This window comes from Kitasatospora sp. NPDC002543, assembly GCF_053594915.1.
This window is the reverse complement of record NZ_JBSFWR010000035.1, coordinates 1-14,493: the sequence shown is the minus strand read 5'-3', so window position 1 is coordinate 14,493 and position 14,493 is coordinate 1. Positions and strand designations below refer to the sequence as shown.

The 14,493-nt window shown below is 72.2% G+C and carries 14 protein-coding genes; 11 read left to right on the top strand and 3 right to left on the bottom strand.

Annotated features, from left to right (window positions below; translation table 11 throughout):
• Positions 1-53 precede the first annotated feature (53 nt).
• The 3 genes from ACWD4P_RS16995 to ACWD4P_RS16985 all read left to right on the top strand — a co-directional run bounded on the left by ACWD4P_RS16995 (position 54) and on the right by ACWD4P_RS16985 (position 4,656).
• Complete coding sequence (locus ACWD4P_RS16995; protein WP_359821078.1) at positions 54-2,654, top strand: FHA domain-containing protein; 2,601 nt, start codon at positions 54-56, stop codon at positions 2,652-2,654.
• Positions 2,655-2,909: 255 nt separating this feature from the next.
• On the top strand, positions 2,910-4,007 hold the full coding sequence (locus tag ACWD4P_RS16990; protein WP_359821124.1) for a GAF domain-containing sensor histidine kinase: 1,098 nt from the start codon (positions 2,910-2,912) through the stop codon (positions 4,005-4,007).
• Positions 4,000-4,656: a response regulator transcription factor gene (locus ACWD4P_RS16985; protein WP_359821076.1), complete on the top strand. Its 657-nt coding sequence runs from the start codon at positions 4,000-4,002 to the stop codon at positions 4,654-4,656. Before ACWD4P_RS16990 ends, ACWD4P_RS16985 begins: the two co-directional genes overlap by 8 nt.
• Positions 4,657-4,689: 33 nt before the next feature.
• Here ACWD4P_RS16985 and ACWD4P_RS16980 read toward each other — a convergent pair whose 3' ends face one another.
• On the bottom strand, positions 4,690-5,493 hold the full coding sequence (locus ACWD4P_RS16980; protein WP_449780114.1) for a hypothetical protein: 804 nt from the start codon (positions 5,491-5,493) through the stop codon (positions 4,690-4,692).
• 152 nt (positions 5,494-5,645) lie between these two features.
• Between ACWD4P_RS16980 and ACWD4P_RS16975 the strand changes: the two genes are divergently transcribed.
• The 7 genes from ACWD4P_RS16975 to ACWD4P_RS16945 all read left to right on the top strand — a co-directional run bounded on the left by ACWD4P_RS16975 (position 5,646) and on the right by ACWD4P_RS16945 (position 11,851).
• Complete coding sequence (locus ACWD4P_RS16975; protein ID WP_049652103.1) at positions 5,646-6,437, top strand: ABC transporter ATP-binding protein; 792 nt, start codon at positions 5,646-5,648, stop codon at positions 6,435-6,437.
• A gap of 151 nt (positions 6,438-6,588) precedes the next feature.
• Entirely contained in the window at positions 6,589-7,011 is a 423-nt protein-coding gene (locus tag ACWD4P_RS16970) for an NfeD family protein (RefSeq protein WP_359821071.1), read from the top strand.
• 10 nt (positions 7,012-7,021) lie between these two features.
• The gene (locus tag ACWD4P_RS16965; RefSeq protein ID WP_359821069.1) at positions 7,022-8,071 is read left to right on the top strand and encodes an SPFH domain-containing protein; all 1,050 of its coding nucleotides are present in this window, start codon (positions 7,022-7,024) and stop codon (positions 8,069-8,071) included.
• Between the two features lie 206 nt (positions 8,072-8,277).
• Positions 8,278-9,036 (top strand): sulfite exporter TauE/SafE family protein, encoded by a 759-nt coding sequence (locus ACWD4P_RS16960; protein ID WP_359821067.1) that lies wholly within the window; start codon positions 8,278-8,280, stop codon positions 9,034-9,036.
• A 63-nt stretch (positions 9,037-9,099) separates the two neighbouring features.
• Complete coding sequence (locus ACWD4P_RS16955; protein WP_359821065.1) at positions 9,100-9,279, top strand: DUF1272 domain-containing protein; 180 nt, start codon at positions 9,100-9,102, stop codon at positions 9,277-9,279.
• Positions 9,280-9,370: 91 nt separating this feature from the next.
• Complete coding sequence (locus tag ACWD4P_RS16950; protein ID WP_449780113.1) at positions 9,371-9,676, top strand: 4a-hydroxytetrahydrobiopterin dehydratase; 306 nt, start codon at positions 9,371-9,373, stop codon at positions 9,674-9,676.
• 129 nt (positions 9,677-9,805) lie between these two features.
• The gene (locus ACWD4P_RS16945) at positions 9,806-11,851 is read left to right on the top strand and encodes an outer membrane protein assembly factor BamB family protein (protein ID WP_449780112.1); all 2,046 of its coding nucleotides are present in this window, start codon (positions 9,806-9,808) and stop codon (positions 11,849-11,851) included.
• 104 nt (positions 11,852-11,955) lie between these two features.
• Here the strand turns inward: ACWD4P_RS16945 and ACWD4P_RS16940 are convergent, their stop codons facing one another.
• Positions 11,956-12,486 carry an HNH endonuclease gene (locus ACWD4P_RS16940; protein ID WP_449780111.1) on the bottom strand — a complete coding sequence of 177 codons (531 nt, stop codon included), beginning with the start codon at positions 12,484-12,486 and terminating at the stop codon, positions 11,956-11,958.
• A gap of 293 nt (positions 12,487-12,779) precedes the next feature.
• On the opposite strand from ACWD4P_RS16940, the gene tyrS reads away from it, so the two are divergent.
• Positions 12,780-14,048: a tyrosine--tRNA ligase gene (gene tyrS / locus ACWD4P_RS16935; RefSeq protein WP_359821121.1), complete on the top strand. Its 1,269-nt coding sequence runs from the start codon at positions 12,780-12,782 to the stop codon at positions 14,046-14,048.
• A gap of 138 nt (positions 14,049-14,186) precedes the next feature.
• Here tyrS and ACWD4P_RS16930 read toward each other — a convergent pair.
• A partial coding sequence (locus ACWD4P_RS16930) for a hypothetical protein (protein WP_449780110.1) occupies positions 14,187-14,493 on the bottom strand: 307 nt, incomplete at its 5' end.

Here is a 14,493-nt window from a genome sequence, read left to right as displayed (position 1 = left end):
GCCCCGGCGGGGGCGACAATTCGGGGGAACCGAGAGAGCGGGGCAGGCGAGCAGTGCCGCAACTCGTCATCGAGATCAACGGACAGCAGCGGACTCTGGAGCCCGGGCGGTCCTACACCATCGGGCGCAACCCGCAGTCGGACTTCACGTTCGACGACGCCAGGGTCTCCTGGCAGCACGGGACCATGAGCTTCAACGGCAGCGGTTGGCAGCTGGACGACCACGGCAGCACCAACGGAACGTACGTGGCCGGGGCCCGCACCCTGCAGGCCCAGCTGTTCCCGGGCGCCGTGGTCAACCTGGGCAACCCGGAGAACGGGCCCCGGCTCGGCTTCTCCGCGCCCGCCCACGCCGCTGCCCCGCAGGCCACCCCGATGCACGAGGCCGCCACCAGCCGCGGCCCCGTGCCCACGCCCCAGCAGCCCGCCCCGCAGCAGGGCTGGCCGCAGCACGACCCCTACCAGCAGCCGCCGCAGCAGCAGGCCTGGCAGGGGCAGCCGCAGGACCGGCAGCCCCTTCCGCAGCAGCAGTACGCGCCGCCGCAGGACCGGCCGGCCCCGCAGCAGCAGCCCCAGCACGGCGGCTTCCCGCAGCAGCAGGGCTTCCCGGCGCCGCCGCAGGACGGCGGGCCGCAGCCGACCATCATCCGCAACCTGACGTCGGCGATGCGCACCGTCCGGATCGGCCGTGCGCTCGACAACGACATCGTGGTGTCCGACCTCCAGGTCTCCCGCCACCACGCCGAGCTGCGCCAGCTCCCGGACGGCCGCTACGAGATCGTCGACCTCGGCAGCCACAACGGCATCTACCTCAACGGCCAGCGGGTGCAGCGTCAGCTGATGGGCCCGCAGGACCGGCTGACCGTCGGCCACTCCGGCTTCGTCCTGGTCGGCGACCAGCTGCAGGAGTTCGTCGACACCGGCGCGGTCTCCTTCTCCGCCCGCCACCTGACCGTCGAGGTCGAGCACAAGGGCGCCAAGAAGATCCTGCTCGACGACGTCAGCTTCGGCGTCCCGGAGAAGTCGCTGGTCGCGGTCATCGGCCCGTCCGGCTCCGGCAAGTCCACCCTGCTGCGCGCCCTCACCGGCTACCGCCCCGCCGACCGCGGCGAGGTGCTGTACGACGGGCGCAACCTGTACAAGCAGTTCGCCGAGCTCCGCTCGCGCATCGGCCTGGTGCCGCAGTCCGAGATCCTGCACCGCGAGCTCACCGTCCGCAAGGGCCTCAAGTACGCGGCCCGGCTGCGCTTCCCCGGCGACACCGAGGCCCGCGAGCGCGAGGCCCGGATCGACGAGGTGCTGTACGAGCTGCGCCTCGACAAGCGCGCCGACAACAAGATCACCGCGCTCTCCGGCGGCCAGCAGAAGCGCGTCTCGGTCGCCCTGGAGCTGCTCACCAAGCCCTCGCTGATCTTCCTGGACGAGCCCACCTCGGGCCTCGACCCGGGCATGGACCGCGAGGTCATGCAGATGCTGCGCGGCCTCGCCGACGACGGCCGCACCATCCTGGTCGTCACCCACTCGGTGGCCGAACTCGCGCTCTGCGACAGGCTGCTGGTGATGGCGCCGGGCGGCGCGGTGGCCTACTTCGGCCCGCCGGACGAGGCGCTGCACTTCTTCGGGTACGAGACCTGGGCGGACGTCTTCCAGGCCTTTGAGAACTACCCGGACCACGACTGGGCCGGCCGCTACCGCGGCTCGGTGCACTACCAGCAGTACTCCGCGCCCACCGCGGAGTCGGGCGAGGTGCAGCACGCCCAGGTCGCCCAGGAGGCCGTCAAGCCGCCGAAGCCGCAGAGCTGGGGCTCACAGCTGTGGACGCTGATGCGGCGCTACATGTCCGTGCTCGCCTCGGACCGCGGCTTCCTGGCGCTGTCGGTGCTGCTGCCCGCGGTCATCGGCGCGGTCAGCGTGCTGATCCCCAACGCACCGGGGCTCGCACCCAACCCGAACACCCAGCTCCACCTCAACAACGGGGCCGCGACGATCCTGCTGATCCTGGCGATCGGCGCCTGCTTCTCCGGCGCGGCCAACTCGGTCCGTGAGCTGATCAAGGAACGGGCGATCTACGAACGGGAACGGGCCACCGGGCTCTCCCGCTCGGCGTACATGATGTCCAAGATCATCGTGCTGGGCCTCTTCAGCGTGATCCAGGGCGCGATCATCTCCGCCGTCGGCTTCCTGCCGCGCAAGCTCCCCGAGCACGGCCTGCTCGTCAAGAACCTGCCGATCGTCGAGATGACCGTCGGCATGATCCTGCTCAGCTTCGCCGCGATGATGTTCGGCCTGATGATCTCCGCGCTGGTGAAGACCGCGGAGAAGACCATGCCGCTGCTGGTCATGTTCGCCATCGTCCAGGTCGTCTTCACCGGCTGCCTCTTCCAGATCTTCGGCAAGCCCGGCCTGGAACAGGTCGCCTGGCTGATGCCGGCCCGCTGGGGCACCGGCATCGTCTCCACCACGCTGGACCTGTCCAAGCTCATGGGCCCCTGGAACAAGGACTTCCAGAACCCCGACTACGACCCGCTCTGGGAGCACACCGTCGCCCAGTGGGCGATCGACGCGGGCGTGCTGGTCGCCATCTCGATCGTCATCGGCGTCATCGTGACCCGGCTCCAGCGCCGGCACGAGCCCGAGGTCATGCAGAAGGGCTGACCCCGCTCCGACACCACGCCGAGGGGCGGTCCTCCCACCGGGAGGGCCGCCCCTCGGCGTACCGGGAGGGCCCGGGTCCTAGGTCCCCGGACCCGGGCCCGGAGCGCCCGCAGGCGGACGCGGCGCCCGTCACGGCGGCGGTAGTTTGGCGGTATGCCCAGCACCACCGGAGACCACCGGGCCCACCTCGGCCCGCTGCCCGCCTGCGAACCCTGCCTGTCCGGGATCGAGGCCGTCAGCCAGGCACTGCTCGCCATGAGCCGGCACCTGGAGGTCCGCGAGGTGCTGCGCCGCATCACCGCCTCCGCCCGCGGCCTGCTCGGCGCCGAGTACGCGGCCCTGGGCGTGCCCGACGACCACGGGGGATTCGCCCAGTTCGTCGTCGACGGCGTCACCGACGAGCAGTGGCGGGCGATCGGCCCGCTGCCCCGGCAGCACGGGGTGCTCGCCGCGATGCTCCACGAGACCGGCCCCACCCGGCTCGCCGACGTCCGCAAGGCACCCGCCTTCGAAGGGTGGCCGTCGGCCCACCCCGACATGGACGCCTTCCTGGGCATGCCGATCCTGGACACCGACGCGGCCGAGGACGAACCGCGGGTGATGGGCGTCATCTTCCTCGCCAACAAGCGCGGCGGCGGCCTCTTCACCGACCACGACGAGGAACTCCTGCGGATCCTCGCCGCACACGCCGCCCTCGCCCTGTCCAACGCCCGGCTCTACGAGCGCAGCCGCGAACTCACCCTGGCCGGCGAACGGGCCCGGATCGCCCACGACCTGCACGACGCCGTCTCGCAGAAGCTCTTCTCGCTGCGGCTCACCGCCAAGGCGGCCGCCAAGCTCGTCGACCGCGACCCGGCCCGGGCCCGCGCCGAACTCGCCGAGGTCGCCAGACTGGCCGCCGAGGCCGCCGACGAACTGCGCGCCGTCGTCGTCGAACTGCGCCCCGCCGCCCTGGAGGAGGACGGGCTCAGCGCCACCCTCGCCTCGCAGGTGCAGGTCCTCGACCGGGCGCACACCGCCGACGTCGCCTTCGCGGCCGACGGCGTCCGGGCGCTGCCGCCCGCCCAGGAGGCCGCGCTGCTGAGAGTCGCCCAGGAGGCGCTGCACAACGCCCTGCGGCACTCCGGTGCCCGCCGGGTCAGCGTCACCCTGGCCGGGACGACCACGCGCGGCGCCGTGCTGCGCGTCCACGACGACGGACGCGGCTTCGACCCGGAGTCCGTCCGCCGGGCCGGCCGCCACCTCGGCCTGGCCTCGATGCGCGACCGCGCGGCCGCCGTCGGCGGCACGCTCACCCTGGAGTCGGCCCCCGGTCGGGGGACGCTCGTCGAGATGGAGGTCCCCGGTGCCTGAGAGCACACCGTCGATCCGTGTCCTGCTGGTCGACGACCACCAGGTGGTTCGACGCGGGCTGCGCACCTTCCTGGAGGTCCAGGACGACATCGAGGTGGTCGGGGAGGCCGCCGACGGCGCGGAGGGCGTCGAACGGGCCCGCGACCTCGACCCCGACGTCGTCCTGATGGACCTCAAGATGCCCGGCGTCGACGGCATCGAGGCGCTGCGCACGCTCAAGGGGGAGGGCAGCCGGGCCCGGATCCTGATCGTCACCAGCTTCACCGAGCACCGCACCATGGTTCCCGCGCTGCGGGCCGGCGCGGCCGGGTACGTCTACAAGGACGTCGACCCGGAGGCGCTGGCCGGGGCGATCCGGTCGGTGCACGCCGGCCACGTCCTGCTCCAGCCCGAGCTGGCCGAGGCCCTGCTCTCCGACGAGGGCCCGCGCGCCCCGCAGGGCCGCGGCGGCACCCTCACGGAGCGCGAGCGCGAGGTCCTCGGCCACATCGCCGACGGCCGCTCCAACCGGGAGATCGCCCGCAGCCTGCACCTGTCGGAGAAGACGGTGAAGACCCACGTCTCCAACATCCTCATGAAGCTGGACCTGGCCGACCGCACCCAGGCGGCACTCTGGGCCGTCCGCCACGGCGAGGCCCGCGAGGCGTAGCCGCCGGCCGGCGCCGGCTCAGCGGGCGTCGGCTCAGCGGGCGTCCCGCTCGTCGACGAGGGCGTTGTAGGCGGCCACCTGGGCGCGCCGGGCGGTTCGCCGCAGCGGGGCCAGGACGGACTGACGGGCCGCCATCTCGGAGGCGCTGACGGCGGCGCCGTGCCCGCCGGAGGCGATGGCGAGCAGGGCGGACACCTGGCGGGCGGACTCCAGCACGCGGACGGCCCGGGGCGGGTAGCCGGGGGCGAGCAGCTCGCTGTGTCCGCGCCGGCGGTAGGCGTCGAGGGCGCGCAGGGCCTCGGGCCCGGCACCGGCCACGTCCAGGCGGGCGAGCAGGACGGTCGCCTCCCGCAGCCCGTCCGCCAGCTCGCGCTCGGCCTCGTGCAGCGAGGGCACGTCCGCCGGAGGTGTGTCGTTGACCTCGGAACAGTGCCACAGCACGGTGGCCGAGCGGTCCCCGGCCGGGCCGAACACCTCCACCTCCGGCACCAGCCCGAGCGGTGCGCCCACCGCCAGGACGGCCTCGCCCGCACCCATGGCCCGCTCGTTGAAGTCCTTCGGGCCGGTCAGTCCGAGCGGATGCCCGGCCGAGGGCAGCGCGAGCCGCAGGCCCTTCACCCCGAGCACCCGCAGCCGCCCCAGTGCCCAGGTGAGCCCGTGCCGCTCGTCGGGCCCGTCGCCGGGCAGCCCGGTCACCCGGTGGGTCTCGTCCGCACCCAGGACGGCCTCGGCGGCGTCGTCCGGCGGCACCAGGCCCGCCAGCAGGGCGTTGCCCCACGCGGTGAGCCGCCCCGAACGGGGCTCTTCGTACGGATTGTCGGCAGGAGTCGCGAGCATCCGGCCAGCCTACGGAATCGGCGGTCATCCGCGTGGCGTAGGTTTGCCCATGCGTGTGCGGCGCACCCACCCCGTGCCCACCGGCTGCCGGAGTAGGCTCGCCGCCGCCCGCACCGACGGCCGAGAATCTTGTTTTTGGGGAAGGCATAGGCATGAGCGACGTGCTGGAGCTGGTTGACGTATCCGTGGTCCGGGAGGGGCGCGCGCTGGTCGACCAGGTCTCGTGGTCCATCTCCGAGGGCGAGCGCTGGGTCATCCTGGGCCCCAACGGCGCCGGCAAGACCACGCTGTTGCAGATCGCCTCCTCGTACCTGTTCCCGACCTCGGGCAAGGTCACGGTGCTGGGCGAGAAGCTCGGCGAGATCGACGTCTTCGAGCTGCGCTCCCGGATCGGCCTGGCCGGCGCCGCCATGTTCGACAAGCTGCCGGCCGAGCAGACCGTGCTCCAGACGGTGCTCACGGCCGCCTACGGCATGACGGTCACCTGGCAGGAGACCTACGAGCAGTCGGACGAGTCCCGCGCCCTCGCCCTGCTCGACCGCCTCGGCATGGCCAACCTCACCGACCGCAAGTTCGGCACCCTCTCCGAGGGCGAGCGCAAGCGCACCCTGATCGCCCGCGCCCTGATGACCGACCCCGAGCTGCTGCTGCTCGACGAGCCCGCCGCCGGACTGGACCTCGGCGGCCGCGAGGACCTGGTCCGCCGGCTCGGCGCGCTCGCCCAGGACGAGTTCGCCCCGGCGATGGCGATGGTCACCCACCACGTCGAGGAGATCGCCCCGGGCTTCACCCACGTGCTGATGATCCGGCAGGGCAAGGTGCTCACCGCCGGGCCGATCGACACCGAGCTGACCGCCCGCAACCTCTCCAAGTGCTTCGGCCTGCCGCTCACCCTGGAGCGGCACGGGGACCGCTGGTCGGCCCAGGGCCTGCCGCTGGGCTGAGGCCCGGGGACACTCCCCGGACCGCCCGGTCCACCCGTTCGTCCGTTCATCCGGAAGGCCGTCGGAGACCGGTCGCACGCGCGACCGGTTTCCGCCCCTCCACCTGCGGGAACTGTCCGCTTCGAAGGCCTCGGCTCCCTAGGATGGACGTGTGGACAACTGGATCTGGTGGCTCCTGGCCGCCGCAGGGCTCGGCATACCGCTGGTGGTCACCGCGATGCCGGAGTTCGCCATGTTCGCCGTGGGGGCGCTGGCCGCCACCGTCGTGGCCGCGCTCGGCGGTGGCGTGGTCCTGGAGACCGTGACCTTCGTCGTCGTCTCGGTAGCCCTGGTGGTCTTCGTCCGTCCGATCGCCTACCGCCAGCTCCGGAGCGGCCCGCAGATCAAGATGGGCATCGAGGCGCTCCAGGGCGCCACCGCGGTCGTCGCGGAAACCGTCGACGGGGAGGGCGGGCGGATCAAGCTGAACGGCGAGATCTGGTCGGCCCGCGCGCTCCACCCGGACCAGGTCTACCAGCCGGGACAGCAGGTCGACGTCGTCGAAATCCAGGGCGCGACCGCCCTGGTCATCTAGGGGAGAGTCCGTGGAACCCGTCCTTATCGTTTTGGTCGTCCTGGTCGTGGTGGCCTTCATCGCGCTGATCAAGACGATCCAGGTCATCCCGCAGGCCAGCGCCGCGATCGTGGAGCGCTTCGGCCGCTACACCCGGACGCTCAACGCGGGACTGAACATCGTCGTCCCGTTCATCGACCGCGTCCGCAACCGGATCGACCTGCGCGAGCAGGTCGTGCCGTTCCCGCCCCAGCCGGTGATCACCCAGGACAACCTGGTGGTCAACATCGACACCGTCATCTACTACCAGGTGACCGACCCCCGGGCCGCGACGTACGAGGTCGCCAGCTACATCCAGGCGATCGAGCAGCTGACCGTCACCACGCTGCGCAACATCATCGGCTCGATGGACCTGGAATCCACCCTGACCTCCCGCGAGGTCATCAACGCCGGCCTGCGCGGCGTCCTGGACGAGGCCACCGGCAAGTGGGGCATCCGGGTCAACCGCGTCGAGCTGAAGGCGATCGAGCCGCCGACCTCCATCCAGGACTCGATGGAGAAGCAGATGCGCGCCGACCGCGACAAGCGCGCCGCGATCCTCACCGCCGAGGGGCAGCGCCAGGCCCAGATCCTCAAGGCCGAGGGTGAGAAGCAGGCCGAGGTGCTCAAGGCCGAGGGTGAGGCGCAGGCCGCGGTCCTGCGCGCGGACGGTGAGGCGGCCGCGATCCGTACGGTCTTCGAGGCCATCCACGACGGCGACGCCGACCAGAAGCTGCTCGCCTACCAGTACCTCCAGACCCTGCCCGAGCTGGCGAAGGGCGACTCCAACAAGCTCTGGATCATCCCCAGCGAGGTCGGCGACGCGCTCAAGGGCCTCGGCGGTGCCTTCACCGGTCTGACCGGCAACGGCGGGGTGAACGGCGGCGCCGTCGCGGCGCCCAGCATCCCCCAGGCCGCCCCGGCGGCCACCCAGGTGCCGCTGGACCCGGCCTCCGGGCCGCGGCCGGTGGACACCGAGAAGGGCGCCGCCCGCCCCCGGGTGGACCCGGCCCGGGAGTACCCGAAGATCGACACGGAGTGACCGGTCGAACCGCGCCTCGCCGAGGGCCCGCCGCCGAGAGGTGGCGGGCCCTCGGCCTGTGCGCGGGGCTTCCGGCCCGCCCGCGCGGCGGGCGCCTCCGTGAGGTGCCTCACTGTGTCGTACATCCCGAATCGTGGGCGGGTCTGGTCGGCCCGACGGACCGTCCGGCATGATCCCCTCGACAGGACCGAGAGGAGAGGTGGCCCATGACGCTCTGGGAGTCGATCGCCGTCCTGGTGGCCGGCATCGGCGCCGGGATGATCAACGTGATCGTCGGTTCGGGCACCCTGATCACCTTCCCGGTCCTGCTCGCCGTCGGCCTCCCGCCGATCACCGCCAACGTCTCCAACTCCTTCGGCCTGGTGCCCGGCTCGCTCAGCGGTGTGATCGGGTACCGCCGCGAACTGGCCGACCAGGGCCGGCGGGTGCTGCGCCTGGGCACCGCCTCGCTGCTCGGCGGGCTGGTCGGCGCGCTGCTGCTGATCAAGCTGCCGAGCGCGGCCTTCGACGCGATCGTCCCGGTGCTGATCCTGCTCGCGCTCGTCCTGGTGGTGGTCCAGCCCCGGGTGGCCAGGGCCGTCGCCGCCCGCCGCCGCCCCGGCGGGGATCCGGACGGCAGCCCGGTGCTGCTGGTCGGGGTGTTCCTGACCGGCATCTACGGCGGCTACTTCGGCGCCGCGCAGGGCGTGCTGCTGATGGCGCTGATGGGCATGCTCCTCCAGGAGGACCTCCAGCGGATCAACGCGGTGAAGAACGCCCTCGCGCTGATCGTCAACGGGGTCGCCGCGCTCTTCTTCCTCTTCACCTCGACGGTGAACTGGACCGCCGCGGGCCTGGTCGCGGCGGGTTCGCTGGTCGGCGGGCTGCTCGGCGCGAAGGTGGGCCGTCGGCTGTCCCCGGTCGTGCTGCGGGGCGTCATCGTGGTGGTCGGCCTGGTGGCCGTCGCCAAACTGTTGCTGAGCTGAGCTGAGCTGAGCCGAGCCGAGCCGAGCGAACGTCAGATCATGGACAGAACGGAGGAGTACGCCATGGCCCTGGAGATGCGCGAGAGCTGCGAGCGCTGCGCGGTGTCGCTGACCGCGGACGCCCACGCCTCGATATGTTCCTTCGAGTGCACCTTCTGCCCGGACTGCACCGAGGCCATGGCCGCCACCTGCCCCAACTGCGGCGGCGAGCTGCTGGCCCGTCCGCGCCGGAAGGCCGCCTGACGACGGCACCCCGGACCTCCCGGGGGCCGGAACCCAGGGGCACCCGGAATCCCCGGGCACCCCGGACCGACGATCCACCAGGAGCGCGCCGATGAGCAGCAGGGCACGGCTGAACGAGGACGAGATCACGGCGGCCCTGGCGGTGCTGCCCCGGTGGACGCGGGAGGGCGACAGCATCACCCGCACCGCCGACGCCCCGGACTTCCCGGCGGCGATCCGGGTGGTCGTCGCCGTCGCCGAGCAGGCCGAGGCGCTCGACCACCACCCCGACATCGACATCCGCTGGCGCACGCTGCGCTTCGTCCTGTCCACCCACAGCGCCGGCGGCCTCACCGCACTGGACTTCACCCTCGCCGCCCGGATCGACGACGCCCTGCGGGCCGCGTCGGAGGCCTGACGCCGTACGGGCGTGGAGGCCTGACGCCGTTCGAGTGAGGGCCCGGGCCGTGCCCGCGGGCGGGCGTGAGATGCTGACTGCCGCATCGGCAGGCAGGCGGGCAGGCAGGGCTCGGGAGGGACGGAACGGATGGCGCAGGAGCCCTTCGGAGACGCCCACTCCCAGCAGCCGTGGCCGCCCCAGGGCCACTCGGACTGGCAGAACGGCGCGTACGGTGGGTACGCCGAGCCGCAGCCGTCGCAGTGGCAGCAGCCGGAGCAGCACCCGCAGGCGGGCTACGGCCCGGCCGAGTACGGGCAGCAGCCGCAGGCGCAGTTCGGCCAGGGCGCCCACGGCGTCCAGGGCCACACCGGCTACGACCGGGGCGGGTACCACGAGGGCGGCTACGACCGGTCCGGCTACGAACAGGCCGGTTACGACCAGTCCGGCTACGACCGGAGCGGCTCCGGCCGGACCGGGTACGTCGAGGGCGGCTACGTCCAGGACGGGTACGGCGGCCAGGAGCAGTACCAGCAGCAGCCGTACCAGCCCTACGCGCCGTACACCGCCCCCCAGCAGGCCGTCGAGGAGACGCTGTACGTCCCGGCGGGCGCGGAGTACTCGGCGGACGGCTACGTGCACGTCGAGGCGGCGGAGTCGGCGCCCGAGCCCGTCTCCGAGAAGCCCGTGGAGCCCGCCGCGGCGCAGACCCCCGGGCCGCGGCCCGAACCCGCCGGGACGTCGAGGGCGGCCGCCCGTCGAGGTGCCGGCGCCGCCGGCGGTTCCGGCGCCTCGCTCTCCGCCAAGGCCCGGAAGGCCGCCGACGCGGTGCTGACTGGCGAGCACGTGCCCAGCCGCAAGGCCCTGTTGGTGCGGACCGGGGCCGGGGTGGCCGCGCTGGGAGTGCTGGTGGCGGCCGGCCTGATGGTCGGGGCCGAGGGCGGCGGCAGTGCGGCGGCGAGCAGCGGCGGCGAGCCGGGCTTCGCGGTGGCGCACACCCGGGCCTGGGCCGCGCAGCCCACCGTGGCCGGCGGGTCCGGCGCGTCAGCCGCGCCCGGCGCGTCCGGCGGGTCCGGTGTTTCCGCGGGGGACGACACGCTGATCGGCAGCTGGCTGCTGGCCGACGCGGTGGTCCGGGCCGACGGCTCCGGGGTGCACGCGTACGACCGGGCGGGCGGCAAGCAGGCCTGGTCGGTGGAGCCGCCGGCCGCCGGGGCCGTCCCGTGCGGACTGTCCTCCGGGGTGAACCAGGCGGGCCTGGGCGCGGCGCTGTTCCGTCCGCAGGCGGATCCGAAGAGCCCCTGCACGCTGGTGGCCGCCGTGGACACCAAGACCGGCAGGACCGCCTGGACGAAGACGCTCTCGGACACCAAGGGCGCCTACTCGGCGAGGGTCGGCGTCACCGAGGACAAGGTGGTCGCCGTCGGCGACGACCGGGTGCTGGCGTGGGAGTCGGCCGACGGGAAGGACATCTGGCAGTACACCGGGCAGGGCAAGTTCTGCACCCTGTCCGGGGGCGTCGGCGGCAAGACCGTGTTCGTCGCCTCCTCCTGTGCCGATTCGACCCCCGCCGACCAGGCCGTCGCGCTGAACGTCGCGGACGGCAAGGTCGGCTGGTGGCGGGGCCTGAACAACCAGCCGAAGACGGTGACCGTGCTGTCGGCCGAGCCGTCCGTGGTCCTCACCACCGGCGCGAAGCCGGAGGACGACCGGGTGTTCGCCTGGGGTACGGGCGGCGACCCGGCCGCCGAGATCCCGGTGGCCGTCGACGGCGGCCGACTGGACGTCGCCCACGGTACGTTTTCGGCCACTCCCGGCGTGTACTTCGAGGGCCGCACCATGGTCACCACCGTGGACCCGCCGAACGGCGGCGGGTCGGTGGCCGCGGTCGGCTACGACCTGGACACCGGCAAGCAGCGCTGGAAGACGCCGACCACCGCCAAGGGCGCCGTCCGGGCGGTCGGCATCGACGGCGGCTCGCTGGTGCTCGCCGCCGACGAGCGCCGCGACCAGCCCGCCCGCCTCAGCCGGTTCCCGCTGGCCGGCGGCCGGGAGGCGACCGGGGGCAACTTCCCGGCCGGCACCGGCTCGCTGCTGATCTCCGGACGGGTGCTGATCGGCGGCGGACAGGTGGTCGTGGTGCCCGAGCATTCGACGAACTACGGCACGGCGGCGGGGTACCAGGCGAAGGACTGAGGCCTCTCGCCCGGTTCTCCCCGCTCGTCCGGTGCACCCCGCTCGCCCCGTGTGCCGCGCTCGTCCGGTTCGTTCCGCCCGCCCCACTCGTCAACGGGGCCGGTTCACGCCGCCGAGACCGGCCGGCCCGGTATGGCCGGCAGCCAGTCGGCGAGGTCCCGGACCTCCGAGCCGCGCAGTCCGAGCGCCAGCATCAGACTGGCCTGCGGAGTCGGTACGAACGGGCGGCGCAGCAGCTTCATCCCGGCCTGCTCCGGCGTGCGGTCGGCCTTGCGCTGGTTGTCCTCCGCGCAGGCCGCGACGGTGTTCATCCAGCTGTCGGCACCACCGCGCGACCTGGGTTGGAGGTGGTCCACGGTGGTGGCCCGCCGGTCGCAGTACGCGCACAGGTGCTGGTCCCGGGCCAGGACACCCCGCCTCGACCACGGTGCCTGTTGTCGGAACGGCACCCGTACGAACCGTTGCAGTCTGATCACCCGTGGCACCGGGACGGTCACACCCGTTCCCCGGATCGAGCGCAGCGGATGCGCCTGCTCCACCACCGCCTTGTCCTGGAGCACCAGGACGACGGCGCGCTGGAGCGACACCGTCGTCAGGGGCTCGTAGCTCGCGTTCAGAACCAGCGTGTTGCGCACTCGGCACACCCTTTCCACGGGCGTGCCACGGCGGCACGACCGTCTCCACACACGTCACTGCCGCCGCACGGCGGTGGAACCACTCTGAATGGGCCCATAGCCGTCGAACAACGGAATTTCCGGTATCGGGGAGGGGCCCGGAGCAGCACGTCGTCCGGTCCGGTCGGGTGCCTCGGGGAAAACTCGCTGGCCGGAACCGCGTAGGCTCTATCAGGCTGGAGTCGTACCGACCCGGGGCCCGATCGAACCGGGCCGGCACTGGGCGGACGCCTGATCGAAGGAGAAGCGTGACCGTGACGGACATCGTCGACGAGCTGCGGTGGCGTGGGCTGATCGCCCTGTCCACTGACGAGGACGCACTGCGCAAGGCGTTCGCGGACGGCCCGGTCACGTTCTATTGCGGCTTCGACCCGACCGCGCCGAGCCTGCACCTCGGCAACCTGGTGCAGATCCTCACCATGCGTCGCATCCAGCAGGCGGGGAACCTCCCGCTCGGCCTGGTCGGCGGCGCCACCGGCCTGATCGGGGACCCGAAGCCCACCGCCGAGCGCGTGCTCAACGACCCCGAGACGGTGGCCGGCTGGGTCGAGCGCCTGCGCGGCCAGATCTCGCGCTTCCTTGACTTCGAGGGCCCGTACGCGGCGCGCATGGTCAACAACCTGGACTGGACGTCCGGAATGTCGGCGATCAGCCTGCTGCGCGATGTGGGCAAGTACTTCCGGGTCAACAACATGATCGCCAAGGAGGCCGTCGCCCGACGGCTGAACTCCGACGCGGGCATCAGCTACACCGAGTTCAGCTACCAGATCCTCCAGGGCATGGACTACCTGGAGCTGAACCGCCGCTACGGCTGCGCCCTGCAGACCGGTGGCAGCGACCAGTGGGGCAACCTGACCGCCGGCGCGGACCTGATCCGCAAGGCCGAGGGCAAGTCCGTCCACGCGCTGGCCACGCCGCTGATCGTCAAGGCCGACGGCACCAAGTTCGGCAAGACGGAGTCCGGCACGGTCTGGCTCGACCCCGAGCTGACCACGCCGTACGCCTTCTACCAGTTCTGGCTGAACGCGGACGACCGGGACGTCCCCAACTTCCTGCGGATCTTCAGCTTCCGCTCGAAGGAGGAGATCGAGGAGCTGGAGCGCGAGACCACCGAGCGCCCCGCGGCCCGCCTCGCCCAGCGCGCCCTCGCCGAGGAGCTCACCACGCTGGTGCACGGCGCGGAGCAGTACGAGCGCGCGGTCGCCGCGTCCAAGGCGCTCTTCGGTCAGGGCGACCTCGCCGACCTGGAGGCCCCGACCCTGGCCGCCGCCCTGGCCGAGGTCCCGAAGGCCGAGGTGACCGAACTCCAGACGGTGGTCGACCTGCTGGTCGCCGTCGGGCTGTCGCCGAGCCGTTCGGCCGCCCGCCGGACGATCAAGGAGGGTGGTGCCTACCTCAACAACGTCAAGGTGACGGATGAGGAAGCGGTGCCGGCCGAGGCCGACCTGCTGCACGGCCGCTGGCTCGTGCTGCGGCGCGGCAAGCGGAACCTGGCCGCGGCGGAGCTGGTCGCCGCCGGCTGAGGGCCGGCTGAAACACACACGCTCTGAGCTGCGGCTTTGAGCACCGAGGGCCGGATCTGGACAGATCCGGCCCTCGGTGTTTGACGATGTCCTCCAGGTGGCCTAGTGTTGAACGAGTCGCTGGAGCGGCCACCCCACTCAGCAAGACCCACTCTCACTCATGATCCCCATGAAAATGGGTTCATCGGCGTTTCCGTCGACCGGGTGAGTGTGAATTTCGAGTGACACTCGGAATGCGCTAATGTGGTGGACGTCGCGAAAAGCGGACCCGGCCAGTTCGGGAAATCGGATGAATGAAACTCCGGAAAACGGAGCGGAAAACATCTGATAAGCTGGAAACACGAAAGAACGAAGCCCGGAGGGTCCGCTGGAAGGCGGTCCGAAGGAAGCGTCCGTTCCTTGAGAACTCAACAGCGTGCCAAAAGTCAACGCCAGATATGTTGAC

Coding starts and splice junctions, on each gene's coding strand:
- ACWD4P_RS16990 (WP_359821124.1), top strand. CDS start 2,910: ATGAGCCGGCACCTGGAGGTCCGCGAGGTGCTGCGCCGCATCACCGCC.
- ACWD4P_RS16980 (WP_449780114.1), bottom strand. CDS start 5,493: ATGCTCGCGACTCCTGCCGACAATCCGTACGAAGAGCCCCGTTCGGGG.
- ACWD4P_RS16975 (WP_049652103.1), top strand. CDS start 5,646: ATGAGCGACGTGCTGGAGCTGGTTGACGTATCCGTGGTCCGGGAGGGG.
- ACWD4P_RS16960 (WP_359821067.1), top strand. CDS start 8,278: ATGACGCTCTGGGAGTCGATCGCCGTCCTGGTGGCCGGCATCGGCGCC.
- ACWD4P_RS16955 (WP_359821065.1), top strand. CDS start 9,100: ATGGCCCTGGAGATGCGCGAGAGCTGCGAGCGCTGCGCGGTGTCGCTG.
- ACWD4P_RS16950 (WP_449780113.1), top strand. CDS start 9,371: ATGAGCAGCAGGGCACGGCTGAACGAGGACGAGATCACGGCGGCCCTG.
- ACWD4P_RS16945 (WP_449780112.1), top strand. CDS start 9,806: ATGGCGCAGGAGCCCTTCGGAGACGCCCACTCCCAGCAGCCGTGGCCG.